Source organism: Polymorphospora sp. NPDC050346 (genome assembly GCF_040655695.1).
In the GTDB taxonomy this organism is placed as follows: Bacteria; Actinomycetota; Actinomycetes; order Mycobacteriales; family Micromonosporaceae; genus Polymorphospora; species Polymorphospora lycopeni.
This window is the reverse complement of the sequence record NZ_JBFAKM010000033.1, coordinates 43,229-67,496: the sequence shown is the minus strand read 5'-3', so window position 1 is coordinate 67,496 and position 24,268 is coordinate 43,229. Positions and strand designations below refer to the sequence as shown.

Here is a 24,268-nt window from a genome sequence, read left to right as displayed (position 1 = left end):
GTACCCCCGCCGCCGCGGCAGTCTCCACCCCGGCCCGCCCGTGACGAGCCGGATGAGCCACGAGTTCGATGCCGCGCTGGCCGCGGTCGGACCACGGCTACGCGAGCTACGCCGCCGCCGCGGGGTCACCCTCACCGCGCTGTCGGAGACCACCGACTTCGACACCCACCTCCCGCGAACGCTGCAACGTCAGGGCCCGCTACCGGCCCGGGAGATCGGTCATACCTTGACCGGCTGGCGCGACTCGGCCGCCGTCACCGGCTCGCCGCCTGCGTCGGCGGCGGTCCGCTCGGCAAAGGTCTGCAGGCCGACCAGGTCGTCCGGTGTCGCGTCGGCGACCTCGTCGTCGAAGCGGGCCAGGCTTCGGATCCGCATCGACACCGCGACGACGACGGCGACGCAGAGCCCGAGTACGACGTACAGCAGGCCGGTGCCCCGCCCCTCCCCGACGCCGAGGACCAGGCCTGCGGTGCCGGCGAGCGGACCGCCCTCCTGGAGCAGCGGCTCGAAGATCGGGACGAGGCCCGGGGCGAGCACGGCCTGGCCGAGCGGCATCGTGGACAGCGCGATGACCATGTTGAGGGCGATGACCCGGGCGTGCAGGCGCTGCGGCACCTTGGTCTGGATGATGGTCAGCCAGATGCCGTTGATCACCGACAGCGACAGTGACATGCCGAGCGCGCCGGCGGCGACCACGGCGATGCTGGGTCGCAGGCCGGTGAGCAGGCCGGCTCCGGCGAAGACGAACGTCATCAGGAGCATGCCGCGCATCCGGCGGTGGCTCGGGCCGCCCCAGATCGCCATGATGCCGCCGCCGAGCAGGGCGCCGGCGCCACCGGCGAGCGAGACGCGGGCCACCGACTCCAGCGGGGCGAAGGCGAGCACGAGCGGCGACAGCAGCAGGAACATCGGGGCGAGGAAGAGGTTGAAGGCGGCGAAGAAGAGCACCATGGCGCGGAAGTTGCGGTGCCGTACGGTGTAGCGCAGCCCGCCGGTGATCTCGGCGAGCAGGCTCTCCCGGCGCCGCCGGGCCATCGTGCTCGGGAACCGGACGATGAGCAGGACGGTCGTCACGAACGCGTAGCTGACCAGGTCGATCAGCAGGATGCCGCCGAGCCCGATGCTGGCGATGAGGCCGACGGCGACCAGCGGCACGAGGAACTGTGCGACACCGCCGGCGAGTTGCACCATGCCGTTGGCGTGGCCGAGGTATCGCTTGGGGACGAGCTGCGGTACGGCCGACAGGTAGGCCAGGCGCTGGAAGGTCAATGCGACCGACAGCCAGCCGACGAAGGTGTAGATGTGCCAGGGCACCAGGTTGTCGGTCCAGTAGAGGGCGGCGAAGGTGGTGATGGCGGCGAGCGCGGCGATGTCGCCGGCGAGCATGGCCAGCCGGCGGTCGCTGCGGTCGATGATCGCGCCGGCGATCGGGGCGACGAGGATGCCGGGCACCTGACCGAGTACGGCGAACAGCGCGAACCGGATCAGCGAGCCGGTCTCCAGGTAGGTCCACAGTGGTACGGCGAAGCCGGTGAGCGCCGAGCCGGTGGCCGAGACGATCTGGCCGGTGGCGACGGTGAGGAAGCGGCGCATTCCGGGCTGCCGTCCGGTGTCGGCCGGTGCGGCGGCGGTGCGGGAGACGTCGGCCAGTTCCCAGGAGGCGGCCGGCGCGGGTGCGGCCGGCGCGGGCCGCTCGACGGTGCCGGCCGGACCGGCGGCCAGTTCCCGGTCGACGCCGGTGAGGATGCGGGCGAGTTCGCCGGCCCGGAACTTGGCGAAGTAGTGGCCGGCCTCGGCGAGCACGACCAGGGCGGTCGTGCCGGAGAGGAAGTGCCACTCGCGGAAGCGTTCCTCGTGGTATTCGGTGCCGGGGTCGCGGTCGCCGACCACCGAGATGATCGGTGCCCGCAGCGGGGTCACCCGCTTGTGCAGCAGGTCGGTGAAGTAGTCCTCGGCGGCCTCGGCGTCGTGCCGCATGGCCCGGATCAGGAACCGTCGCTGTTCCTCGTCGAGGGCGCCGAGGTCGGCGCCCATGCCCTGCAACCAGTTGGCGTAGACCCGGTCGCCGCGGAACCGTTCCCGCAGCCGTAGCTTGGAGAGCCAGCCGGTGAGGCCGCCGACCGGCCGGGCGAACGGGAAGATGCCACCGAGGTAGACGGCGTCGAGTTCGCGGCCGGCCTCCTCCAGCCGGCGGGCGATCTCGACGGCGAGGGCGCCGCCGGGGCCGCAGTGGCCGTAGACGACGAGTGGTCCGGTGACGGTGGCCAGGATCTCGTCGACGCACTTCTGCGCGGTGACGGTGACCGGTTCGATCTCCTCGGCGAGGCCGATGTCGTGGCCGGGTACGGCGACGGCGTAGAGGCTGTGCCCGTCGGGCAGCGCGTCGGCGAGCGGCTGGTAGACGACGGCGTTGGCGCCGCCGTACGGGACGCAGACGTAGGAGCGCAGCCGGGGGCCGGTGGGGCGGCGGGTCAGTTCGTGCAGCAGCCGGCCGGTCGTCGAGGTGTCCTCGCCGGTGGCGAGGGCGGCGAGGGCGCGTACGGTGCGGCAGCGGAAGACGTCCATGACGCTGATCGGCCGGTCGGCGGTCAGCGTGCGGCGCAGCCGGGCGACGACCTGGGTGGCGAGCAGGGAGTGGCCGCCGAGGTCGAAGAAGTCGTCGAGGGCGCCGACCCGTTCGACGCGCAGGACCTCGGCCCAGATCTCGGCGATCGCGGTCTCGACCGGCCCGTCCGGCTCGACGTGTTCGACGGTGGAGACGGCGACGGCCGGCTCGGGCAGGGCCTTCCGGTCGACCTTGCCGTGTTCCTGCAGCGGCAACCGGTCCAGCCAGACGAACAGGTTGGGGATCATGTATTCCGGCAGCGTCTCGGCGAGCAGCCGGCGCAGGGTGGCGGGGTCGGTGTCGGGCCGGTCGGGTTCGCGCTGGAGGTAGCCGACGAGCCGGTCGCCGCGCAGCGTCGCGACGGCGGCGCCGACGCCGGGGCAGCCGGTCAGGGCGGCTTCGACGTCGCCGAGTTCGACCCGGTAGCCGCGCACCTTGACCTGCCCGTCGCGGCGGCCGAGGAATTCGAGCTGGCCGTCGGGGCGCCAGCGGCCGAGGTCGCCGGTGGCGTACATGCGGGCGCCGGGGTCGGCGGCGTACGGGTCGGCGACGAACCGGGTGGCGGTCAGCCCGGGCTGGTTGAGGTAGCCGCGGGCGAGCCGGTCGCCGCCGAGGTGGATTTCGCCGGTGGCGCCGACCGGGACGGGGCGCAGGCGGTCGTCGAGGACGTAGACCCGGGCGTGTGGCAGCGGGGTGCCGATCGGGGTGGCACCGGTCCCGTCGGCGTCGGCGGGAACGGGGTAGGTGGTGACGCCGACGGTGGCCTCGGTCGGGCCGTAGTGGTTGACGACCCAGGCGTCGCCGGTGGCGAGGGAGGCGGCCCAGTCGAGCCGGGACGCCTCGCCGCCGAGGATCAGCGCGCGGGCCGGGACCAGGTCGGCCGGCGGCACCTCGACGGCGAGGGCGGCGAGGTGCGACGGGGTCATCTTCAGGTAGTCGACGCGGTGTTCCCGCAGGTAGGTGGCGAGTTCGTCGCCGGTGCAGCGGCGCGGCACGAGGTGGACGGCGCCGCCGGTCGCCAGGCCGAGGTAGAAGACGGTGACGGCGAAGTCGAACGACAGCGACTGGGGCAGGGCCCAGTTGGCGCCGGGTACGGCTGCGAAGCGTTCGGCGACGTCGGCGAGGTAGTTGCGGACCTGCCGGTGGGCGACGCCGACGCCCTTGGGCCGGCCGGTGGAGCCGGAGGTGTAGATGACGTATGCGAGGTCGTCGGGGCCGGCGACCGGTCCGGGGTGGGTCGCCGGCCGGGCGGCGATCTGGTCGCGTACCCGGTCGAGGGCGACGGTGGGTGCGGCGCCGAACAGGTCGGTGAGTTCGGCGGTGGTGAGGACCAGGGCGGGCCGGGCGTCGTCGACCATGGCGGCGAGGCGGGCCGGGGGCAGTTCGGCGTCGAGCGGTACGTAGGCGGCACCGGCACGCAGCACGCCGAGCAGCGCCGAGGCCAGTTCGGCTGACTGTTCGAGGCAGACGCCGACGAGCGCGCCGCGCCCGACGCCCCGGCCGCGCAGCCAGTTGGCGAGCCGGTTGGCAGCGGCGTCGAGGTCGCGGTAGCTGGTGGTCGTGCCGGCGGCGACGATCGCCGGGGCGTCGGGGGTCGCGGTGACGTGCGGGCTGACGACGTCGGCGAGGGTGCCGGCGACGGCGGGTGCGGGCGGCGGGGTGCCGAGGGCGAGCACGGCCGACCGCCGCTCGGCGCTCATCAGGTCCAGTTCGGACAGGAGCGCGTCGGGGTGGCGGGCGGCGTGGGTCAGCAGCCGTACGTACTGGGTGGCGAGCCGGGCGATCGTGGATTCGTCGAACAGGTCGGTGCGGTAGCCGAAGACGGCCCACATGCCGTCGTAGCGTTCATCGACGTAGAGCGAGAGGTCGTGCTTGGTGCTGGTGATCTGCAGGCCGTAGCGCAGCGCGGTGAGGCCGTCCGGCCAGGTGCCGGCCGGCCCCTCGGAGTTGTGCATGCCGAAGAGGACCTGGAAGATCGGGGACCGGCTGGTGTCGCGTTCGACGTTGAGGTCCTGGACCAGCCGTTCGAACGGCAACTCCTGGTGGCTGAGGGCCTCCAGGACCCGGTCACGGGTCTGGTCGAGCAGGTCGGCGAAGGTCGTCGTGGCGCCGATGCCGGCCCGCAGCGACAGCATGTTGACGAAGAGCCCGACCAGGTTCTCCAACTCGGGGCGGATCCGGCCGGCGACCGGTGAGCCGACCGCGAAGTCGCGCTGCCCGGTGGCCCGGTGCAGGAGGGTGTGCAGGCCGGCGAGCAGGGTCATGAACAGGGTCGCCTGGTGTTCGCGGCCGAGGTGGCGCAGCGCCTCGATCAGCTCGTCCGGGAAGCGGACCTTGAGGCCGGCGCCGTCGATGCCCATCTCCGGCGGGCGGGGCCGGTCGGTCGGCAGGTCAAGCGGCGGTACGCCGGACAGTGTCCGCCGCCAGTAGGCGAGGTCCGCCTCGCCGGCCGGGCCGTCGAGGCGTTCGCGCTGCCAGGCGGCGTAGTCGGCGTAGCCGATGGGTAGCGGTGGTGGCGCCGGGGAGCGGCCGAGCCGGGCGGCGTAGAGGGCGGCCCAGTCGCCGAGCAGGACCGGACGCGACCAGCCGTCGCTGATCGCGTGGTGCATGGCGATGTGCAGCACGTGGTCGTCGGGGCCGATCTCGACGACCATGGCCCGCAGCAGCGGGGCCCGGGTCAGGTCGAACGGGCCGGCGTCCCCGGTGGTCAGGGTCCGGGCCCAGCCGAGCACGTCGGGTCCGGCGGCCGGGTCGTGCGGCACGAACCGGAACGGGATCTCCACGGTCGGTGCGATGTGGACGGTCGGCAGGCCGGTGTCGGAGACCGGGAAGCTGGTGCGCAGGCTCTCGTGGCGGTCGGCGAGGTCGCCGAGGGCGGCCCGCAGGGCGTCGAGGTGCAGCCGGCCCTGGAGCCGGACGGCGGCCCGCATCACGTACGCGGTCGTGTCCGGGTTGAGCTGCTCCATGAACCAGAGCCGCTCCTGCCCGAACGAGACGGCGGGCGGGTCGCCGTCCGGCCGGCGCGGGATCGCCGCCGGCGCCGTGGCGGTGGCCGCCGCCGCCCGGCGCAGCCGCTGGGCGATCAGGGCCCGGCGTTGCTCGGACAGGCCGCCCGGCCGGGGTGCGGTGACGGTCACCGGGCCACCCCGCCGTCGAGCAGGCTTTCGACCTCGTCGTCGGAGAGCTGTTCGACGTCGGCGACGAGAAGTTCCTCGACGGCGGCGGCGAACGTCTCGGCGGTGGAGTGCAGGAACAGCACCCGGATCGGCACCTCCAGGCCGAGGGCGGCCCCGAGCCGGGCGACGACCCGGGTCGCCAGCAGCGAGTGGCCGCCGATGTCGAAGAAGTCGTCGAGGACGCCGACCTGCTCGCGGCCGAGCACCTCGCCCCAGGTGGCGGTGACCATCTCCTCCAGTTCGGTACGGGGTGCGACGTACTCGCGTACCTCGAGGTCGCCGGCCTCGGCGGCGGGCAGGTTACGGCGGTCGATCTTGCCGGCGGTGTTCAGCGGCATGGCGTCGAGCACGACGATCTGGCCGGGAACCATGTAGGCGGGCAGTTCCTCGGCCAGGTGGGCGCGCAGCTGCCGGCTGGACGGTTCGGCGCCCGGGGCGGCGGTGACGTAGCCGACCAGCCGGGCGTCGTGCCCCTCCCCCGCGGTGAGGACGGCGGCCAGGTGCACGTCGGGGTGTCCGCTGAGCCGGGCCTCGACCTCGCCGAGTTCGATGCGGTGGCCACGGATCTTCACCTGGTGGTCGACCCGGCCGAGGAACTCCAGCTTGCCGCCGCGCAGCCAGCGGACCCGGTCGCCGGTGCGGTAGAGGCGGGCGCCGGGTGGCCCGTACGGGTCCGGGACGAACCGTTGCGCGGTCAGTTCCGGCCGGCCCCGGTAGCCGAGCGCGACGCCGGCGCCGCCGATCAGCAGTTCGCCGGGTACGCCGACCGGCACCGGCCGCAGTGCGGCGTCGACGACGTAGAGCTGGGTGTTGGCCAGCGGGCCGCCGAGGGTGATCTCCGAGGCGGCGTCGGCGATCTCGCCGGCCGTGGACCAGATCGTCGTCTCGGTCGGGCCGTACACGTTGACCAGGCGGCGCACCCGGGGCCGCAGCTCGCGGGCGAGCCGGGGTGGCAGCGCCTCGCCCCCGGTCAGTGCGGTCACCGTCGGCGTGTTGAAGCCGGCGTCGAGCAGCATCCGCCAGCCGGACGGGGTGGCCTGCACGTGGGTGACCGCGTTGTCGTGGGCGATCCGGACGACGGCGACGCCGTCCCGGAGGCTGTCCTCGGGCACGAGGACCAGCCGGGCACCGGTGACCAGCGGCAGGTAGAGCTCCAGGCCGCTGATGTCGAACGACAGCGAGGTGATCCCGAGCCACACGTCGGACGGGCCGCTGCCGAGGGTGTCACGCATCGACAGCAGCAGGTTGGTCAGCGCGGCGTGCGACACCTCGACGCCCTTGGGCCGGCCGGTGGAGCCGGAGGTGTGCAGGACGTAGGCCAGCCCCTGCGGGTCGTACCGGGGTTCGACGGCGTCGGCCGGCTCGCCCGCGGCCGGGTCGTCGGCGAGGTCGACGACGTGGGCGTACCCGGCGGGGTCGAGGTCGGGAGTCACGCCGCGCCGGGTGACCAGGTGGGTGGCGCCGGCGTCGGCACGCAGCCAGGACAGCCGGGCGGCCGGCAGGTTCGGGTCGAGCGGCAGGTAGGCGGCGCCACAGCGCCAGACGGCCAGCAGGGTGGCGACCAGGTCGGGGCCGCGGTCCAGGCAGATGCCGACGACGGTGCCCGGCCCGGCGCCGAGCCCGGCCAGGTGCCGGGTGATCCGGTTGGCCCGGGCGTCGAGGTCGCCGTACGTCTGGTCGTCGACGGCCGGCGCGTCCGGGTGCGCGGCCGCCCGGGCGGCGAACAGGCCCGGTACGGTGCCGCTGTAGCGGCGGCGTGGCCCCTGGCCCCAGGCGAGGACCTGGCGCTGCCCGGCGACGTCGTCCATCGGCAGTTCGGACAGCCGCGCGTCCGGGGTGGCGATCATGGCGCGGAGCAGCACCTCGTAGCGTTGCAGGAAGGCGCGCACGGTGTCCGGGGTGAACAGGCCGGTGTCGTAGCGCAGCGACAGGGCCAGCATTCCCGGGCCGATCCAGGCGTCGAGCACCAGGTCGAACAGGACCTGGGTGATGCCGATCGAGAACGGCGCGCCCTTGATGCCGGGCAGGATGTCCATCTCCGGACTGTCCTGGGTGTGCAGGATGAACATCGTCTCGAACAGCGGCGTGCGGCTGACGTCGCGGGCCACGTCGAGTTCGCCGACCAGCCGTTCGAAGAGGATCTGCTGGTGCGCGTACGCCTCCAGGGCGGTGGTGCGGGTGCGGCGCAGCAGTTCGGCGACGGTGGGGTCGCCGGACAGGTCGCCGCGCATGACCAGGGTGTGCACGAAGCAGCCGACGAGCGGTTCGAGTTCGGTGCGGGACCGGCCGGCGCTGGCCGAGCCGACGCTGACGTCGCTCTGTCCGGCGTGCCGGCCGAGCAGCAGCTGCCAGGCGGTGAGCAGCACCATGTACGGGGTGCAGCGCTGGCTGCGGGCCAGCCGCTGCACCTGACCGGCCAGGTCGCCGGCGATCCGGTGGTGCACCCGTTCGGTGCGCGGGGTCTTGAACAGCGGCCGGGGCAGGTCGGTCGGCAGGGTCAGGGCGGGTGCGTCGGCGAGCCGTTCCCGCCAGTAGGCGAGGTCCTGTTCGGTCTTGCCGGGCGGCTGGTCGGCCTGCTCGCGTACGTAGTCGCCCCAGCCGACCGGCAGCGGGGTGAACGCCGGCTCGGTGCCGGTGAGCAGGGCGCCGTAGGCGATGCCGAGGTCGGCGATCAGGATCGCCTGGGAGGCGCCGTCGAAGACGACGTGGTGGACGACGATGACCAGCAGGTGGTCGTCGGCGGCGAACCTGAGCAGCGCGGCCCGGATCAGCGGCCCGGCGGCCAGGTCGAACCGGGTGTCGAAGTAGTCCCAGCCGATCTCGCGGGCGCGATCCTCGCGCAGCTGCTCGGGCTCGGCGGACAGGTCGACGCGTTCGAGGTCGAACTCGCCGGGGTCGGCGATCAGCTGCACCGGGGCGCCGTCGCGCTCGACGAACGTGGCCCGCAGCGCCTCGTGCCGGGTGGTGACCACGGCCAGGGCCCGGGCGAGCAGGTCCGGGTCGAGCGGGCCGTGCAGGCGGCGGGCGAAGGCGACGTTGTTGGGCTGACCCGGATCGAACCGGTCGAGGAACCACAGTCGTTCCTGCGCTGGCGACAGCGGCAGCTCGATCATCGTTCGCCACACTCCTCGGGTGACTTCTGGCCGGTGGGTGTCCGGCCGGGACGGGCCGGGGTGACCGCCGCGGTGGGTGCCGGTCGCGGTCGGGTGGTGGCCGGCGCTAGAGCCATGGCCACGGCACGTCGTGGAAGGCCGCCTCGACCAGCAGCCGGTCCAGGTCGCGCAGGAAGCGCTCGGCCCGGTCGGGCGGCAGGTGGGCGGTGTCGGCGGTCAGCGCGAGGCCGAGGCCGCCCGGCCGGTCGACGATCTCGATCCGGGTCCGCCAGGTGAACGCGTCGAACGACTCGGTCCAGTCGAACGACGACCCGGCCAGCGCGGCACGGACCCGGGCCGGGTCGGTGTCGTGGCCGAAGAGGTCGGCGTCGGTGGTGAGCCGGATGTCGTTGAGGTAGCAGTGCGCGTTGATACCGGTGGCGTACGGGTAGCCGGCCGCCTCGAACGCGGTGCGCATGTCGGCCGGGTCGTAGTACGCCGACCGGTAGGCGTTCATCGCCGACGACCAGACCCGGGGCAGCAGGTCGGCGAAGGCGGGCCGGTCGGTCAGGTCGACGACGACCATGCCGAGCTGGTTGAGTTTGGCGATCGCCTCGTCGTAGCCGGGCAGCGACCGGTTGCTGACCATGGTGTAGACGCCCACGACGTCGTTGCCGGACCACTTCGCCAGGACCAGCGAGGTGGCGGCGAGGATGACCGTCGAGCTGGTGACCTGATGCCGGTTGGCGATCATCCGTACGGCGGTGTCGGCGGCCGCCGAGACCAGCACGCCGCGCCGGAACCGGGGCGAGTGCGGCGGGCCGACCGGGGGCAGGGTCTCCCGCGGCAGGCGGCCGTAGCCGGCGACCCAGTGCGTGACCGCCCGCTCGCCGCGCCGGCGGTGTGCGGTGTCGTGCTCGCGGTGGGCGACGTCGACCGACTGCAACCCGGCCGGGGTGTCGATCGATCCGCGTAGCAGCAGCAGCCGCAGGTCGCGCAGGACCAGTTCGGCGGCCCGGAAGTCCACCGTGGTGTGACTGAAGACGATCACGACCTGGCGGACCCGCCCGGCGACCAGGACCAGCGCGATCCGCTGCGGCATCTCCTCGGCGTGGTCGAACGCGGTCGACGCCAGTGTGGCGGCGGTCTCGTCGGCGACCCGGGCGACGTCGGCGGCGCGGACGTCGGCCGGGACGCCGTCGGCGGTGGTGTCAGCGGGCACCAGCAGCACCGGTTGGCTGCCCCGGTCGGCGACGACCTGGCGCAGCTCGCCGTCGACCGTACGCAGCCGGGTACGCAGCGAGCTGTGCCGGGTGAGCAGGGCACCGACGGCCCGCAGCACGTCCGCCGGGGCACGGCGGGGCACGGCCACCACCCGACGCAGGTTGATCTTCGGCTGGTAGTCGGGCTTGCGCAGGATGGCCATCCAGAGCGCCCGCTGTCCCCAGGTGATCGGCGCGGAGGCGGTCGGGGTGGCGGCGAAGTCGACAGCGGTCCACCCGTGCGTGGTCGGGCCGGTCGGCAGAACCGTACCCTCGATCATCGATACCGCCGATCTTGAATGGACCGTCGACTGTGGTCGGTGCACCGCGACGCACGGCCCGGATGTTTCGACAAGTATCTGTTTGCCGGGACCGGTCTTGACCATCCGCAAGAAAGCGCATTCCAATGTCCGTTCGGCCGATCCGATCGACCTTGCGAAGGGTCACGCTGTCGGTGCCGACCGGCGGCGCCGACCGCCGGACGCCGGGGTCCCGGGACCGACCCGCCGGCCACGCCCCGGCCGGCCGGTCAGCCGGGCCGCCACCGCCGGCTGCCCGAGGACGATCCCGACCAGCACGAGCGCGATGCCGCCGGCCTGCCGGGCGGTGAGCGTCTCGGCGGCGAGCAGGGTGCCGAGCAGCACCCCGGTCACCGGGTTCAGCAGGCCGATCAGCCCCACCGCGGCGGCGCTGAGGTGCCGCAGACCGGCGAACCAGGCGACGAAGGCGAGCGCGGTGGCGATCACCGTCACGTATCCGAAGGCGAGGACCGCCGCGCCGTCGAGGTCCGGCGGCGCCCCTTCCACGGCGACCGCGACCGGCAGCAGGACGGCGCCGCCGGCCACGAGTTGCCACGAGGTCGACGCCAGCACGTCGACCTGGCCGCCCCACCGTTTGGCCAGGACGTAGCCGAACGACGACATCACCATCGCCGCCACCGAGGCCAGTACGCCGACGGGGTCGACGGTCGACGTACCGGCGAACAGCATGAGACCGACTCCCGCGATCCCCATTCCGGCGCCGGCCAGGGCGAGCAGGTGCGGGCGTTCGGCGAGCAACGCCCAGGCGATCATCATCATGGCGACCGGCGAGGTGGCCATGACGGTCGACGCGACGCTGGTCGGCAACACCTGTGCGGCCAGGTACACCAGGGCGAAGAAGGCACCCATGTTCAGGGTGCCGAGCACCGCCGACCGCCACCACCACGAGCCGCTCGGCAGCTTCCGGCGTACGGCGAGCAGCAGCAGGCCGGCCGGCAGGGCCCGGATCACCGCCCCGTAGAGCGGCTGGTCGGCGGGCAGGAACTGGTGGGTGACGTAGTAGGTCGTGCCCCAGGCCACCGGCGCGATCGCGGTCACCAGGCTCCACCGGAAATTACCTTCCATGGAAGCAATATAGCTTCCACGGAAGGTACACTGCGACCATGAGTGATCAGCGCCTCGACCACGTCGCCCGGATCCAGCGGGAGTGGGCCCGGGAGCGGCCCGACGTCGACGTGGCGCCGCAGGGTGTCATCGGACGCCTGCACCGGCTCGCCGCCCACCTGACCGAGGAACTCTGCGTCGTCTACCACCGGCACGGCCTCGGCGAGGGCGAGTTCGACGTGCTCGCCGCCCTGCGCCGGGCCGGTGAACCGTACGAGCGGGCCCCCGGCGAACTCGCCCGGTTCACGATGGTCACCACCGGGGCGATGACCAAGCGCATCGACCGACTCGAACGCGACGGCCTGGTCACCCGGCGCCGCAGCGGCAGCGACGGCCGTGGCCGGGTGGTCGCGCTGACCCCGGCCGGCCGGCGTCTGATCGACGAGGCGTTCACCGAGCACATGCGCAACGAGCGCCGCCTGCTCGACACCCTCACCCCGCAGGAGGCGGCCCACCTGGAGGCGCTGCTGACCACCTGGCTCGGACGCGTCGAGCGGTAGCCCGGGCGCCCCGGAAAGCGCATTTCCGCGCCGACAATTACCCCGACCTGCACATTTAACGATGTTCCCATTCCAGCAATCGCCGTAACAGTTCCATCTCCCACTCACCCCATGGAATATAGGAGCACATTCACCCCGCCCAGCACTGTCACCAAATAGTTGGCTGCTCCGGATACCAAATCTGAGACACCCATTGACACGGCCCACGTAATTGACAAACATCGAGCCCATGAAGCGCGCGGCAGAGTTTCTCGTCGCCCGGCTCGTCATCGACCTCGTGCGATACGCCGGCGGGCGGTGTCCGCGCTGACCGTCGGCGACAGGGCAGTCCGCCGACGCCGCGCCTGAGCCACCGGCGCAAGCGCCGCCCACCCACCACCTCTCCCCTGCCCCGACGGGTCCGGCGCCGCATCGCGCCGTCTCGTGCCGCCCGACCACCGGCCGGCCGGGGCCTTCCTGGAGGCCACGATGACCGCGCCCGCACCCACGATCGACCGGCCAGGGCCACCCGAGGCACAGCCCGGGGAGAAGCCGCTGAAGGTGGTGCCGGCCCGCCACCCGTGGCGCTGGGCGGCGACCGCCGTGACGCTGGTGCTGGTCGCCATGGCCGGCAACGCGCTCGTCACGAATCCGGCCTGGGACTGGCACTTCGTCGGCCAGTACCTCTTCTACGAGACCGTCCTGCGGTCGGTGGGGGTGACCCTGCGACTGACCGTGCTCGGCATCGTGCTCGGATTCCTGCTCGGCACCGTGATCGCCCTGATGCGGCTGTCCGCGAGCCCGCTGCTGACCACCGTCGCCTGGGGCTACGTGTGGCTGTTCCGCTCCGTACCGCTGATCCTGCAACTCCTCTTCTGGTTCAACCTGGCACTGCTGTACGACCAGATCTCGTTCGGGATCCCGTTCGGCCCGTCGTTCTTCGCCGTCGGCACCATGGACCTGATCGGGCCGATGACCGCCGCGACCCTGGGGCTGGCCCTGCACCAGGCGGCCTACGCGGCCGAGATCGTCCGGTCCGGGTTCCTCTCGGTCGACCAGGGGCAACTGGAGGCGGCCGCCGCGCTCGGCATCCCCCGCGGCCGTCAGGTCCGGCGGATCCTGCTGCCGCAGGCGATGCGGAGCATCGTGCCCAACGCCGGCAACGAGATCATCGGCATGGTCAAGGGGACCTCGGTCGTCTACATCATGGCCATCCCGGAACTCTTCTACCAGGTGCAGGTGATCTACGCCCGCAACGGCCGGGTCATCGCGCTGCTGCTGGTCGCGGCGATCTGGTACCTCCTGCTGACCACCGTCCTGTCGATCGTGCAGTACCACGTCGAGCGGCACTACGCCCGCGGCGCGGTACGGACGCTCCCGCCCACGCCGCTGCAACGGGTCCGCCGGTTCGCCGGCAACGTCGCGGCGGCCCGGCGGCAACGCCGCGCCGGCCGTGAGCAGTTCGCGACGGACCTGGCCGGTGAGCGGTGAGCGCCCCGCCGCGGCCGATGGTCGAACTGCGCGGCATCCACAAGAGCTTCGGCCCGCTGGAGGTGCTGCGCGGAATCGACCTACGGGTCCGGGCCGGCGAGGTCGTCGTCGTCCTCGGCCCGTCCGGATCCGGCAAGTCCACGCTGTTGCGCTGCGTGAACCACCTCGAGAAGGTCAACCGCGGCTCGGTACGCATCGACGGCGAACTGATCGGATACCGCCGTACCGGCAACCGGCTGCGGGAACTGAAGGAACGGGAGATCCTGCGCCAGCGCACCCACATCGGGTTCGTCTTCCAGAACTTCAACCTCTTCCCGCACCTGACCGCGTTGGAGAACGTCGCCGAGGCACCGGTGGCGGCGCAGGGCCGGCCCCGGCGGGAGGTGCTCGAACTCGCCGCCGAACTGCTCGACCGGGTCGGCCTGGCCGACCGGGCCGACGCCTACCCGCGCCGGCTGTCCGGCGGGCAGCAGCAGCGGGTCGCGATCGCCCGCGCCCTCGCCCTGCGCCCGAAGGTGCTCCTCTTCGACGAGCCGACCTCGGCCCTGGACCCGGAACTGGTCGGCGAGGTCCTGGAAGTGATGAAGGACCTGGCCCGGGCCGGCACCACGATGGTCGTCGTCACGCACGAGATCGGCTTCGCCCGCGAGGTCGCCGACACCGTCGTCTTCATGGACGGCGGCGTGATCGTCGAGCAGGGCCCGCCCGACGAGGTGCTCGACCGGCCGAAGCACGAACGGACCCGCTCGTTCCTGGCGAAGGTCCTGTGACCCACCGATCCCCTCTCCAAGGAGTCCGCATGCCCCGCACCCGACCACGCCGGTCCCTGGCCGGCACGCTGGCCATGGCCACCCTGCTGGCGCTCGCCGCCTGCGGCACCCCGGACGACGAGCCGGTGGCCACCGCCGGGGACCGGCCGGGCTCGACCGTGATCAACACCAGTCCGGAACAGAACCGGGTACGCAGCGCGAAGGTCGACGCCGCCGCGGCCAAGGTGCCCGCGGCCATCGCGGCGGACGGCAAACTCAGCGTCGGGATCAGCGCCGGGCAGACGCCGCCGCTGTTCTTCCGGGCCGACGACGACCGCACCCTGATCGGGGTCGAGCCGGACATCGCCCAACTCGTCGCCGACGTACTGGGGCTGGAACTGGACCTTCGCCCCACCTCCTGGGACAACATCTTCCTGGCGGTGCGCTCCGGGCAGAACGAGGTCGGCTTCTCCAACATCACGGTCACCGAGGAGCGCAAGGACCTCTACGACTTCGCCACCTACCGGGTCGACTCGCTCGGCTGGGAGGTCCGTGTCGACGGCGGCATCGACCGGATCGAGAAGCCGGCCGACATCGCCGGGCTGAACGTCTCGGTCGGCTCCGGCACCAACCAGGAGGAGGTCCTGTTGCGCTGGGACGAGCAGAACAGGGCCGCCGGCCTCGCCCCGGTGAAGATCACCTACTACCAGAACTCGGCCGACTACCAGCTCGCCCTGCTGTCCGGCCGGATCGACGCGTTCTTCGGGCCGAACCCGTCGGTCGCCTACCACGCGGCCGTCAGCGGAAGGACCAAGGTCGTCGGCATCGTTCCCGGCGGCGGCGAGGTGCCGGCCCAGATCGCGGCGATGACGCAGAAGGGCAACGGGTTCGTCGAGGCGCTGGACGCCGCCCTCGACGCGGTCATCCAGGACGGCACGTACGCGAAGGTGCTGGCCCGGTGGGGGCTCGGCGGCGAGGCGATCCCGGCCGCCGAGATCAATCCGCCCGGGCTGCCGCGGAGCTGACGTGACGGCCCGGGGACTGACCATCCGCTACACCAGCCCGAACGACCCGGCGGCCCGGCCGCTGCTCGACGAGCTGACCCACGAATACCGCAGCCGGTACGGCCCCAACGAGGAGATGACGCGGTACCCGGCCGGCGACTTCGCCCCGCCGCACGGCGCGTTCCTGCTGCTGGTCAAGACGGACGGCACGGCCGTGGCCGGTGGCGCCTTCCGCCGGCACGACCGCGAGACCGCCGAGATCAAGCGGGTGTGGACCGACTCGGGACACCGCCGCCAGGGCCTGGCCCGCCAGGTGATGCGCGAGCTGGAGGCGGAGGCGGTCCGCCGCGGCTACCGCCGGATCTGGCTCACCACCGGCTCCCGCCAGCCGGAGGCCGAGGCCCTTTACCTGCACCTGGGCTACCAACCGCGGTACGACGTCGACGCCGACCGGGCGACCCTGCCGTACCTGCCGTTCGAAACCCACCTACCGCTGTCCACATCGGAGCTGTTCGGACCGGAGCTGAGCCGGTGACCCCGCGCCGCCGGTGGCCCGCCGAACGTGCGCGACGGGCTACCGGCGGTCCGCCCCGGCCTCCGACGGCGACAGGACGGATCGCAGGAGCTGTTCGAGCCGGGGCCGTACGTGTTCGCCGGCCCGCCCCTGCCCGGCAAAGCCCCACCAGGCGAGTTCGCCCTGCCACAACGACACCAGCAGCCGCCCGACCCCCTGGTCCGCACCGGCGTGGCCGGCGACGGCCGCATCGACCACGGCCGCCAGGCGGTGCAGCCAGGCGAGCCCGCGGGCCCTGGTCTCCGGCCGGCGGAGGTCTTCGCGTAACAGCACGAGCCCGTCCACATAGCGATCGGTGTCGTAGTCCTCGCTGAGTTCGACCAGCAGGTCGACGGCCCCGGCCGGGCCGGGTGCCATGGCGGCGACGGCCCCCTCGGTCCGCGCCTCCAGGCGGTCCCAGGCCCGGCCGAGCGCGGCCGTGACCATGGCCTCCTTCGTCCCGAAGCGCTGGACGAGGGTGGCGGGGGAAAGCCCGGACGTGGCCGCGACGGTCGCGAACGACGGCGCCCCGCCATCGCGTTCGATGAGGCCGAGGACGTCGTCCAGGACCCGTTCGTCGGGGACTGATTTGCGGCGTGGCATGACGCCAGTATATAAACGAACGGTCGTTTACAAAACAGCGGGGAGGCACCACATGACCGACTCTCAGATCGTCGCCCTGGTGGCGGGCGGCACCCGCGGGGCCGGGCGCGGCATCGCCGTCGAACTGGGCGCGGTCGGCGCGCGGGTGTACGTGACCGGGCGCACCACCGCCGCCCAACGGTCGGAGTACGGCCGCGCGGAGACGATCGAGGAGACGGCCGCCCTCGTCGACGAGGCGGGCGGGGTCGGCATTCCGGTCCGGGTCGACCATCTCGTCCCGGCCGAGGTCGCCGCGCTGGTCGACCGGATCCGCACCGAGTCCGGCCGGCTCGACGTACTGGTCAACGACATCTGGGGCGGCGAATACCTGACGGAGTGGAACACCCCGGTCTGGAAGCACGATCTCGACAAGGGGCTGCGCCAGCTGCGGCTCGCGATCGACACCCACCTGATCACCGCGCACCACGCGCTGCCGCTGCTCATCGAGCGGCCCGGCGGCCTGCTCGTCGAGATGACCGACGGCACCGCCGAGTACAACGCCGCCAACTACCGGCTGTCGCCGTTCTACGACCTCGCCAAGACCGCGGTCGGCCGGCTCGGCTGGGTGCACGCCAAGGACCTCGCCCCGTACGGCGCCACCGCCGTCGCGCTGACCCCCGGCTGGATGCGGTCGGAGATCATGCTCGACATGTTCGGCGTCGCCGAGGAAAACTGGCGGGACGCCCTCGACCGGGAACCGCACTTCGCCATCTCGGAGACGCCCCGGTTCGTCGGCCGCGCCGTCGCCGCCCTCGCCACCGACCCCGACCGGGCCCGGTGGAACGGGCAGTCGCTGTCCAGCGGTGGGCTCGCCGGCGCGTACGGCTTCACCGACCTCGACGGCTCCCGGCCGGACTGCTGGCGGTACATCGTCGAGGTCCAGGACGCCGGGAAACCCGCCGACGTCACCGGCTACCGCTGACCGCCGCCCGCGTCAGCCCGCCCGCGTCGGGTCGGCGACCGGGGCGTCCGGGTCGATCTCGCGTACGACCCGGGCCGGGTTGCCGACCGCGACGACGCTGGCGGGCAGGTCCCGGGTGACGACCGCCCCCGCGCCGACCACGGTGTTCTCGCCGATCGTCACCCCGGGCAGCACGATGGCCCCGCTGCCGAGCCAGACGTTGTCGCCGATGGTGATCGGCTTGGCCGCCTCCCACTTCTCCCGGCGCGGCGTCGGCTCGACCGGATGGGTGGGCGTCAGGAGCTGGACGTTCGCCCCGATCTGGACGTCGTCGCCGATGGTGATCGCGGCGACGTCGAGCGCGATCAGTCCGAAGTTGGCGAAGCAGCGGGCCCCGATGCGGATGTGCCGCCCGTAGTCGACCCGCAGCGGTGGCCGGATCGCGGTCCCCTCGCCGATCTCCCCCAGCAGCTCGGTCAGCAGCCGGCGCTGTTCGTCGGACCGCCGCGCCGGGGTCGCGTTGTACGCCTCCGTCAGCTCGGCCGCGCGGTGGAGGAGTTCCGCCAGCTCGGGGTCGTCGGCGAGGTAGAGGTCGCCGGCGAGCATCCGCTCCCGCATGGACCGACCGTCAGTCATGCGTACGATCGTACACACCGCCGCCTGTTCACGGCCGGAAACCGGTCCGGTCCGCGTCGGTGATCTCGCGGAGCACCCGGGCCGGGTTGCCGGCGGCGACCACGCCGGCCGGGACGGACTTCGTGACCACGCTGCCGGAGCCGACGATCGAGCCGGCGCCGATGGTCACGCCCTGGTTGACCGTGACGTCGCCGCCGATCCACACCCGGTCGCCGATCACGACCGGCTTGGCGTAGCAGGCACCGGCGGCGCGTTCGGCCGCGTCGATCGCGTGGTTGGAGGTGTAGATGCCGACCCGTGGCCCGAACAGCACGTCGTCGCCGATGGTGATGCCGCCGCCGTCGAGCAGGACGCAGTCGAAGTTGGCGTAGAAGTTGTCGCCGACGCGGATGTTGAACCCGAACTCGCAGCGGAACGTCGGCTCGAAGTGACAGTCGCGGCCGACGGCGGCCAGCAACCGGCGCAGGATCCGTTCGCGGTCGGCCGGCGGCCGGCCGAAGCTGGCGTTGTACTCGTCGGTCAGCAGCACCGTCCGCTGCCTGGCCTCGACCAGTTCCCGCGCGGTGTCGTCGTACATCCGGCCGGCGAGCATCCGGGTCCGGAGTGCCTCGAGCCCCGCCGGCTCCGCCCCGTTCGGCCGCTGCGCCGCAGGTGCGGCCGTGATCCGCGCGATGGCGTCGACGGTCAGCGCGCGGTCGGCCGGGGTGGTGTCCAGCGCCCGGTGGATGGTCAGCCCCTCGACGAGCGCGTCCAGCTGCCGGGCCGTCGCCGGGTCGAAGTGGCGTTCCAGGATCTCGCGGCTGCGCCCCATCCAGGCCCGGGTCAGCTCCCGGTAGGCGGGCTCGCGGGCGGCGAGGGTGTACAACTCGTGGGTCAGCACCAGTTCGCGGGGGTTGCCCGGGTCGTCGTGGTGGACGAAGTCGGCGACGGCCGCCCGCGCCTCGTCGGCGTCACGGGCCGCGGCCAGCCGCTCCTCGAAGCGGGCGCTGACCGTGCCGGCGAACCGCGTGAACGCCTCGCGGAGCAGTTCGCCCATCCCCTCGAAGTGGTAGGTCATCGAGCCGAGCGGGACGTCGGCCCGCCGGGCGACCTTGCGGTGCGAGATGCCGGCGACCCCCTCCTCGGCGATCAGGGCGAGCGCGGCGTCGATGATGCGGTCCCGGCGTTCCGGATCCACCCGTCGTGTCCCCATGCCGGTCAGCCTAGGCGGCCCGGTCCGCGCCGCCCGGACCGTCGATGCGTACGAACGTACGTGTCGGCGGCCGGTCCGCCGATGAACCTGAGCGGCATGTCCGATTCCACCGTTGAACCTGACGTTGCGTCATGTCGTAACTTTCGGCGCATGAGCCGACCGGAACGCCTGTGGTCGGTCGGTGCGCTCGCCCGCGCCGCCGGCGTCACCGTCCGCACCCTGCACCACTACGACCGGACCGGGCTGGTGCCGTGCTCGGGACGCACCAGCAGCGGGCACCGGCGCTACACCGGGGACGACGTCACCCGCCTCTACCGGGTGCTGGCGCTACGCGGGCTCGGCCTGCCGCTGCCCGAGATCGGGGCGGTGCTCGCCGCCGACGACCCGGACTCGCTGCTCACCACCGCCCGGCTGCACCGGGAGCGGATCAGGGAGCAGCTCGCGCACACCCGGCGGCTGCACGGCCGGCTCGACGACGTGATCGACCAGCTCGAGCACGACCAGGCCCCGACCACCGACGACCTGCTCGACACCCTGGAGACGATGGCCATGTCCGTACATCTCACCCGCATCTACACCCGCACCGGCGACGACGGCCGGACCCACCTCGCCGACCTGACCCGGGTGCCGAAGACCGACCCCCGGGTCGAGGCCGGCGGGGCCGTCGACGAACTGACCGCCGCCGTCGGCGTCGCCCTCGCCGCGCCGGGCGACCGGCCCGAGGGGTACGCCGGCTGGCTGCGCCAGGTCCAGAACGACCTGTTCGACATCGGCGCCGACGTCAGCCGCCCCGGCGGCGGGCCGGCGCCGGACGACGGACCCCGGGTCGACGGCTCGTACGTCGCCTGGCTGGAGGAGATCTGCGACCGGGTCAACGTCGATCTGCCCGCGCTGCGGTCGTTCGTGCTGCCCGGCGGCACGCCGCTGTCGGCGCAGCTGCACGTGTGCCGGACCGTCTGCCGGCGCGCGGAGCGCCGGGCGCTGGCCGTGCCAGACGTGAACCCGGAGGTGACCCGGTATCTCAACCGCCTCTCCGACCTGCTGTTCATCCTCGCCCGGGCCGCCGCCGAGGGGGCGCCGGAAGTGCTCTGGCAGCCCGGCCGCCGGCCCGGCGCCGCCTGACGCCGGCCGGCCGTTCACCCCAGCGCGTGGACGATGTCCCGGGTCGCCGGATACAGGTCGCGGTAGGCCGTGTAACCGCGCCGGTAGGTGTCGGCGGTGCCCGGATCGGGTTCGACCCGGCCGGCCCACCGGGTCCAGTCCGCGTCCCGGCCGACCAGCCCGACCGCGAGCCCGGCGAGGTACGCGTCGCCGTAGCTGGCCCCGATCGTCTGCTCGGGGACGAGCTGCGGCCGGCCGGTGACGTCGGAGACGATCCGGGTCCACAGCGACCGGGCGCCGCCGCCGACCGCGATGACCCGGTCCGGCGGCGCCAGCGGTCCGGCCATCTCGTCCAGATGGTGCCGCACCGCGTACGCGGTCCCCTCCAGCACCGCCCGGTAGAGGTGCCCGCGCCCGTGGTCGAGGGTCAGCCCGGCGACGACACCGCGCGCCCGCTCGTCGAACAGCGGGGTGCGTTCCCCGGCGAAGTACGGCAGCACCACCAGCCCGTCGGCGCCGGCGGGCACGGCGGCGGCCTCGGCGGTCAGCCGTTCGTAGTCGGTGCCACCGGTCAGCCCGCGCAGCCACTCGACCACCGCGCCGGAGGTGGCCATCCCGCCGGCGACGCAGAAGCTGCCCGGGAAGACCCCGGTCGTCGCCCACATCCTCGGGTGGACGACCGGCGCGGGCACCACCCGGGTGAGGAACATCGTGGTGCCGTACATCAGCATCAGGTCGCCGGGCCGGGTGGCGCCGACGCTGACCGACTCGGCCCAGGCGTCGACGGTGCCGGCGGTGACCGGGATGCCGGCGGGCAGGCCGGTGGCGGCGGCCGCGGCGGCGGTCACCGTGCCGGCGGTCTCGGCCGGCCAGAGCAGCCGGGGCAGTTCCAGCCCGGGCGCGATCTCCGTGGCCAGGTCGTCGAGCCACGCCTGCGCGTGCAGGTCGTAGAGCGGGTCGCTCTGGCTCGCCGAGTGGTGGTCGAGGACGTACTCGCCGGTGAGCCGGTGGACCAGGAACGAGCTGGCCATGAAGAACCGGCGGGTACGCGACCAGACGTCGGGCTCGTGCCGCCGGATCCAGGCCAGTTTGGGGCCGACGGCCTGGCTGGTCAGCCGGTTGCCGCCGCGCCGGACGATCTCGTCGGCGCCGATCGCGTCGGTCAGCTCGGCGATCTCGGCGGTGGCCCGGGTGTCGACGCCGTACAGGATCGCCGGGCGCAGCGGCCGCCCGTCGGCGGTCGCCGGCAGGACGCACGGGCCGATGCCGCTGACCGCCACGGCGGCGACCGGTCCGGGCGCCGCCGCGAGCAGGTCCGCGACGACGGCGACGAAGTCGGCCCACCAGACCGCCTCCGGATCGTGCTCGACCCGGCCCGGCCGGGGCCGCGACACGCCGTGCGGGCGGGTCGCGGTGGCCAGCACCGTGCCGGCCGGGTCGGTGAGCACGCCCTTGCTGCTCGACGTGCCGATGTCGACGCCGAGCAGGCAGGGGTCACCGGCCATCGGCGGGTCCGGCGTCGCAGCCGTGCAGGCGGATCTGCGGCAGGCCGGTGACCTCCCGGTCGTACTCGCGGTCGATGCGGATGTCGGTCAGCTCCTGGAGGAAGACCTCGCCCTGGCTCCAGATGGTGGCCCGGAAGACGTGGCCGCCGCGTACGTTGCCGCCGGCCTCGGAGAACAGGGCGTGGCAGTGCGCCCAGAGCTTGCCGTCGAGGGTGGTGACGTTGCCCTGGATGGACAGGATCTCCATCGGGCGCTGGAGCACGACGGTGTCGATCTCGTCGGCGAACTCGTGCTCGCGGTGGATCGGCAGGGTGGTGATGTCGCGCGGGTTGCGCAGGTAGACCTCCTGGATGGTGCCGATCACCGAGAGGATGACGGCGGTGTGCACGCCATGGTCGCGGCAGACCTGCTCGATCGAGTCGGTCAGCTGGGCGCCCGGCTTGATGCTCGCGGCGATCACCCGGCCGTTGCCGGCGGCGCGGCTGACGACGCTGGGTACGGTGCTGGTCATGGTGCCTCCCGAGGTGCTGTTCACTTGACGCTGCCCATGGTCATTCCGGTGACGATGTGCCGCTGCGCGGCGAGGGTGAGGACGAAGACGGGCAGCATGATGATCGAGGCGTAGGCCATCATCGGCCCCCAGTCCAGGGACGCCTCGTGGACGAAGTTGAAGACGGCGACCGGCAGGGTGCGGCTGTCGCCGTCGGAGAGGATGAGCGCCATCTTGAAGTCGTTCCAGGAGAAGATGAACGCGAGGATTCCGGCGGTGAGCATGCCGGGCCGGGTCAGCGGCACGGCGATCCGCCAGAACGTCTCCAGCTTCCCGCACCCGTCGACCTGCGCCGCGTCGTAGACCTCCTCGGGCAGGGCGGCGAAGAAGTTCACCATGATGAAGACGGTGAGCGGGAACGTGATGATGACGTGCGACAGGATCAGCGCCGGGTAGGTGCCGACCATCCGCAGCGCGGTGAACGCGACGAAGAACGGCACCAGGTAGGCGACGCCGGGCAGCAGCCGGGCGGTCAGCAGCGACAGCGACAGCTTCGTCTGCCGGTAGCGGGCGATGCTGTACGCCGCCGGCACCCCGATCGCCAGCCCGAGCAGGCTGGAGCAGGCGGCGACGACCAGGCTGTTCGTCATGTAGCGGCCGAACGGGGTGCGGGTCAGTGCCTCCCGGTAGTTGTCCAGGGTGGGCGTGAAGTCGAACCACTTCGGCGGGATCGTGTAGATGTCGACCTGCTGCTTGAACGACGAGGTCAGCATCCAGAAGAACACGAACAGGGCCGGGGCGAGCGCGACGGTGACGGCGACGGCGAGCCCGATCCGGCCGAGGATCGAGCCCCGGCGCCGGGGTTTGGCCGCCGGCCGGGCCGCCGGCTTCGCGGTCGGTCGGTGCGGGGTCAGGGTCTGGGACATCGGTTCACCCCTGGTCGGTACGGGCCCGGAGGCGGGTGAAGACGATCGCGACGACGAAGACCAGCAGGGTCAGCCAGACCAGCAGCATCGACCCGTACCCGAAGTGCAGGTACGACAGGCCCTGCTTGAAGGCGTACAGGTTGAGGGTCTCCGACGCGGTGCCGGGACCGCCGTCGGTGATGACTTTGATGATGTCGAACGTCTTGATGGCGTCGATGAGCCGGAAGAGGGCGGCGACGAGGATGACCGGGCTCAGCAGCGGCAGCGTGACGCTGACGAAGGTGCGGATCGGCCCGGCGCCGTCGACCTTGGCCGCCTCGAACGGTTCCTGCGGCAGGGCGGCCAGCCCGGCCAGCACGATCAGCATCACCAGTGGCGTCCACATCCAGGTGTCCACGATGGCCAGTGCCGGGATGACGAGGTTGGCGTCGCTGATCCACAGCAGGGTCGGCCCGCCGACGGACTGCACGATGTAGTTGAGGATGCCGATGGTCGGGTCGAACATCATCTTCCAGACGAGGGCGACGGCGGCCGGCGTCGCGATCATCGGGAACATGAAGAAGGTACGGGCCATCCCCCGGCCGGGGAACCGCTGGTGGAACAGCAGCGCCGCCCCGACACCGATGACGACCTGCAGGCCGACCGAGAGCGTGACGAAGTAGACGGTCCGCCAGATGCTCCCCCAGAACTGGCCGTCGGTCAGCGACCGGGTCAGGTTGTCCAGGCCGACGAACTCCGGTGGGCGCAGCCCGCCGGACCACTCGTGGAAGCTGAGGTAGATGGTGTAGCCGATCGGGAACGCCAGCATCGCCACGACGACGATCAGGGCCGGCGCCGGCAGGATGTAGCGGTCGTAGCGGTCCAGGACGTCGAGCAACTTACGGCGTCGGGCCGGCTGCGGGGCCGGGGCCCCGCGCGGGGGCCGCGGTGGGCTTTCGGTGAGCTGGGCCATCGGGACCAGGTCCTCCCTTGCGGGGTCCGCGGCCGGTGGCTCGCGCCGCCCGCCCCGGCGGGGGGATAACGCCTAGGGGGGGGGAGGC

General features: G+C 72.7%; 18 protein-coding genes and 1 pseudogene. 8 read left to right on the top strand and 11 right to left on the bottom strand.

Features of this window, described 5'->3' with window-relative positions:
• Positions 1 to 219: 219 nt before the first annotated feature.
• From AB0I42_RS27945 to AB0I42_RS27930, 4 genes are all read right to left on the bottom strand, one after another.
• A complete protein-coding gene (locus AB0I42_RS27945) occupies positions 220 to 5,742 on the bottom strand; it encodes an amino acid adenylation domain-containing protein (RefSeq protein WP_357541720.1) in 5,523 nt (1,840 codons plus the stop codon).
• Complete coding sequence (locus AB0I42_RS27940; protein ID WP_357541718.1) at positions 5,739 to 8,894, bottom strand: amino acid adenylation domain-containing protein; 3,156 nt, start codon at positions 8,892 to 8,894, stop codon at positions 5,739 to 5,741. Before AB0I42_RS27940 ends, AB0I42_RS27945 begins: the two co-directional genes overlap by 4 nt.
• Before the next feature lie 106 nt (positions 8,895 to 9,000).
• Positions 9,001 to 10,416, bottom strand: coding sequence for a condensation domain-containing protein (locus tag AB0I42_RS27935; protein WP_357541716.1), 1,416 nt, complete (start codon positions 10,414 to 10,416; stop codon positions 9,001 to 9,003).
• 162 nt (positions 10,417 to 10,578) lie between these two features.
• Positions 10,579 to 11,520, bottom strand: coding sequence for an EamA family transporter (locus AB0I42_RS27930; RefSeq protein WP_357541714.1), 942 nt, complete (start codon positions 11,518 to 11,520; stop codon positions 10,579 to 10,581).
• A 38-nt stretch (positions 11,521 to 11,558) separates the two neighbouring features.
• On the opposite strand from AB0I42_RS27930, the gene AB0I42_RS27925 reads away from it, so the two are divergent.
• The 5 genes from AB0I42_RS27925 to AB0I42_RS27905 all read left to right on the top strand — a co-directional run bounded on the left by AB0I42_RS27925 (position 11,559) and on the right by AB0I42_RS27905 (position 15,817).
• Positions 11,559 to 12,059 (top strand): MarR family transcriptional regulator, encoded by a 501-nt coding sequence (locus AB0I42_RS27925; protein ID WP_357541711.1) that lies wholly within the window; start codon positions 11,559 to 11,561, stop codon positions 12,057 to 12,059.
• Between the two features lie 468 nt (positions 12,060 to 12,527).
• Positions 12,528 to 13,529, top strand: coding sequence for an amino acid ABC transporter permease (locus AB0I42_RS27920; protein ID WP_357541709.1), 1,002 nt, complete (start codon positions 12,528 to 12,530; stop codon positions 13,527 to 13,529).
• Positions 13,530 to 13,546: 17 nt separating this feature from the next.
• The gene (locus AB0I42_RS27915) at positions 13,547 to 14,299 is read left to right on the top strand and encodes an amino acid ABC transporter ATP-binding protein (protein WP_357541763.1); all 753 of its coding nucleotides are present in this window, start codon (positions 13,547 to 13,549) and stop codon (positions 14,297 to 14,299) included.
• Between the two features lie 29 nt (positions 14,300 to 14,328).
• Positions 14,329 to 15,303 (top strand): ABC transporter substrate-binding protein, encoded by a 975-nt coding sequence (locus AB0I42_RS27910; protein ID WP_357541707.1) that lies wholly within the window; start codon positions 14,329 to 14,331, stop codon positions 15,301 to 15,303.
• A gap of 1 nt (position 15,304) precedes the next feature.
• Positions 15,305 to 15,817: a GNAT family N-acetyltransferase gene (locus AB0I42_RS27905; RefSeq protein WP_357541705.1), complete on the top strand. Its 513-nt coding sequence runs from the start codon at positions 15,305 to 15,307 to the stop codon at positions 15,815 to 15,817.
• Between the two features lie 39 nt (positions 15,818 to 15,856).
• Here the strand turns inward: AB0I42_RS27905 and AB0I42_RS27900 are convergent, their stop codons facing one another.
• Positions 15,857 to 16,438: a hypothetical protein gene (locus AB0I42_RS27900; protein WP_357541703.1), complete on the bottom strand. Its 582-nt coding sequence runs from the start codon at positions 16,436 to 16,438 to the stop codon at positions 15,857 to 15,859.
• 52 nt (positions 16,439 to 16,490) lie between these two features.
• Here AB0I42_RS27900 and AB0I42_RS27895 point away from each other — a divergent pair, with 52 nt between their 5' ends.
• A complete protein-coding gene (locus AB0I42_RS27895; RefSeq protein WP_357541701.1) occupies positions 16,491 to 17,399 on the top strand; it encodes an SDR family oxidoreductase in 909 nt (302 codons plus the stop codon).
• Positions 17,400 to 17,411: 12 nt separating this feature from the next.
• Here AB0I42_RS27895 and AB0I42_RS27890 read toward each other — a convergent pair whose 3' ends face one another.
• Both AB0I42_RS27890 and AB0I42_RS27885 read right to left on the bottom strand, forming a co-directional pair.
• Positions 17,412 to 18,014 (bottom strand): sugar O-acetyltransferase, encoded by a 603-nt coding sequence (locus AB0I42_RS27890; RefSeq protein WP_357541699.1) that lies wholly within the window; start codon positions 18,012 to 18,014, stop codon positions 17,412 to 17,414.
• 28 nt (positions 18,015 to 18,042) lie between these two features.
• Entirely contained in the window at positions 18,043 to 19,206 is a 1,164-nt protein-coding gene (locus AB0I42_RS27885) for a maltose acetyltransferase domain-containing protein (RefSeq protein WP_357541697.1), read from the bottom strand.
• A gap of 81 nt (positions 19,207 to 19,287) precedes the next feature.
• Between AB0I42_RS27885 and AB0I42_RS27880 the strand changes: the two are divergent.
• Together AB0I42_RS27880 and AB0I42_RS27875 are read left to right on the top strand one after the other, a co-directional pair.
• A pseudogene (locus AB0I42_RS27880) lies at positions 19,288 to 19,569 on the top strand (MerR family transcriptional regulator); the annotation flags it as partial.
• Between the two features lie 186 nt (positions 19,570 to 19,755).
• On the top strand, positions 19,756 to 20,328 hold the full coding sequence (locus AB0I42_RS27875; RefSeq protein ID WP_357541761.1) for a cob(I)yrinic acid a,c-diamide adenosyltransferase: 573 nt from the start codon (positions 19,756 to 19,758) through the stop codon (positions 20,326 to 20,328).
• Between the two features lie 14 nt (positions 20,329 to 20,342).
• Here the strand turns inward: AB0I42_RS27875 and AB0I42_RS27870 are convergent, their stop codons facing one another.
• The 4 genes from AB0I42_RS27870 to AB0I42_RS27855 are packed head-to-tail and all read right to left on the bottom strand — an operon-like array spanning position 20,343 to position 24,180.
• Positions 20,343 to 21,812 carry an FGGY family carbohydrate kinase gene (locus AB0I42_RS27870; protein ID WP_357541695.1) on the bottom strand — a complete coding sequence of 490 codons (1,470 nt, stop codon included), beginning with the start codon at positions 21,810 to 21,812 and terminating at the stop codon, positions 20,343 to 20,345.
• Positions 21,802 to 22,323, bottom strand: coding sequence for a PPC domain-containing DNA-binding protein (locus AB0I42_RS27865; protein ID WP_357541693.1), 522 nt, complete (start codon positions 22,321 to 22,323; stop codon positions 21,802 to 21,804). Before AB0I42_RS27865 ends, AB0I42_RS27870 begins: the two co-directional genes overlap by 11 nt.
• A 20-nt stretch (positions 22,324 to 22,343) precedes the next feature.
• Entirely contained in the window at positions 22,344 to 23,228 is an 885-nt protein-coding gene (locus AB0I42_RS27860) for a carbohydrate ABC transporter permease (protein ID WP_357541691.1), read from the bottom strand.
• A 4-nt stretch (positions 23,229 to 23,232) separates the two neighbouring features.
• Positions 23,233 to 24,180, bottom strand: coding sequence for a sugar ABC transporter permease (locus tag AB0I42_RS27855; protein ID WP_357541689.1), 948 nt, complete (start codon positions 24,178 to 24,180; stop codon positions 23,233 to 23,235).
• Between the last annotated feature and the right edge of the window lie 88 nt (positions 24,181 to 24,268).

Coding starts and splice junctions, on each gene's coding strand:
- AB0I42_RS27940 (WP_357541718.1), bottom strand. CDS start 8,894: ATGATCGAGCTGCCGCTGTCGCCAGCGCAGGAACGACTGTGGTTCCTC.
- AB0I42_RS27935 (WP_357541716.1), bottom strand. CDS start 10,416: ATGATCGAGGGTACGGTTCTGCCGACCGGCCCGACCACGCACGGGTGG.
- AB0I42_RS27930 (WP_357541714.1), bottom strand. CDS start 11,520: ATGGAAGGTAATTTCCGGTGGAGCCTGGTGACCGCGATCGCGCCGGTG.
- AB0I42_RS27925 (WP_357541711.1), top strand. CDS start 11,559: ATGAGTGATCAGCGCCTCGACCACGTCGCCCGGATCCAGCGGGAGTGG.
- AB0I42_RS27920 (WP_357541709.1), top strand. CDS start 12,528: ATGACCGCGCCCGCACCCACGATCGACCGGCCAGGGCCACCCGAGGCA.
- AB0I42_RS27915 (WP_357541763.1), top strand. CDS start 13,547: ATGGTCGAACTGCGCGGCATCCACAAGAGCTTCGGCCCGCTGGAGGTG.
- AB0I42_RS27910 (WP_357541707.1), top strand. CDS start 14,329: ATGCCCCGCACCCGACCACGCCGGTCCCTGGCCGGCACGCTGGCCATG.
- AB0I42_RS27900 (WP_357541703.1), bottom strand. CDS start 16,438: ATGCCACGCCGCAAATCAGTCCCCGACGAACGGGTCCTGGACGACGTC.
- AB0I42_RS27895 (WP_357541701.1), top strand. CDS start 16,491: ATGACCGACTCTCAGATCGTCGCCCTGGTGGCGGGCGGCACCCGCGGG.
- AB0I42_RS27890 (WP_357541699.1), bottom strand. CDS start 18,014: ATGACTGACGGTCGGTCCATGCGGGAGCGGATGCTCGCCGGCGACCTC.
- AB0I42_RS27885 (WP_357541697.1), bottom strand. CDS start 19,206: ATGGGGACACGACGGGTGGATCCGGAACGCCGGGACCGCATCATCGAC.
- AB0I42_RS27875 (WP_357541761.1), top strand. CDS start 19,756: ATGTCCGTACATCTCACCCGCATCTACACCCGCACCGGCGACGACGGC.
- AB0I42_RS27870 (WP_357541695.1), bottom strand. CDS start 21,812: ATGGCCGGTGACCCCTGCCTGCTCGGCGTCGACATCGGCACGTCGAGC.
- AB0I42_RS27865 (WP_357541693.1), bottom strand. CDS start 22,323: ATGACCAGCACCGTACCCAGCGTCGTCAGCCGCGCCGCCGGCAACGGC.
- AB0I42_RS27860 (WP_357541691.1), bottom strand. CDS start 23,228: ATGTCCCAGACCCTGACCCCGCACCGACCGACCGCGAAGCCGGCGGCC.
- AB0I42_RS27855 (WP_357541689.1), bottom strand. CDS start 24,180: ATGGCCCAGCTCACCGAAAGCCCACCGCGGCCCCCGCGCGGGGCCCCG.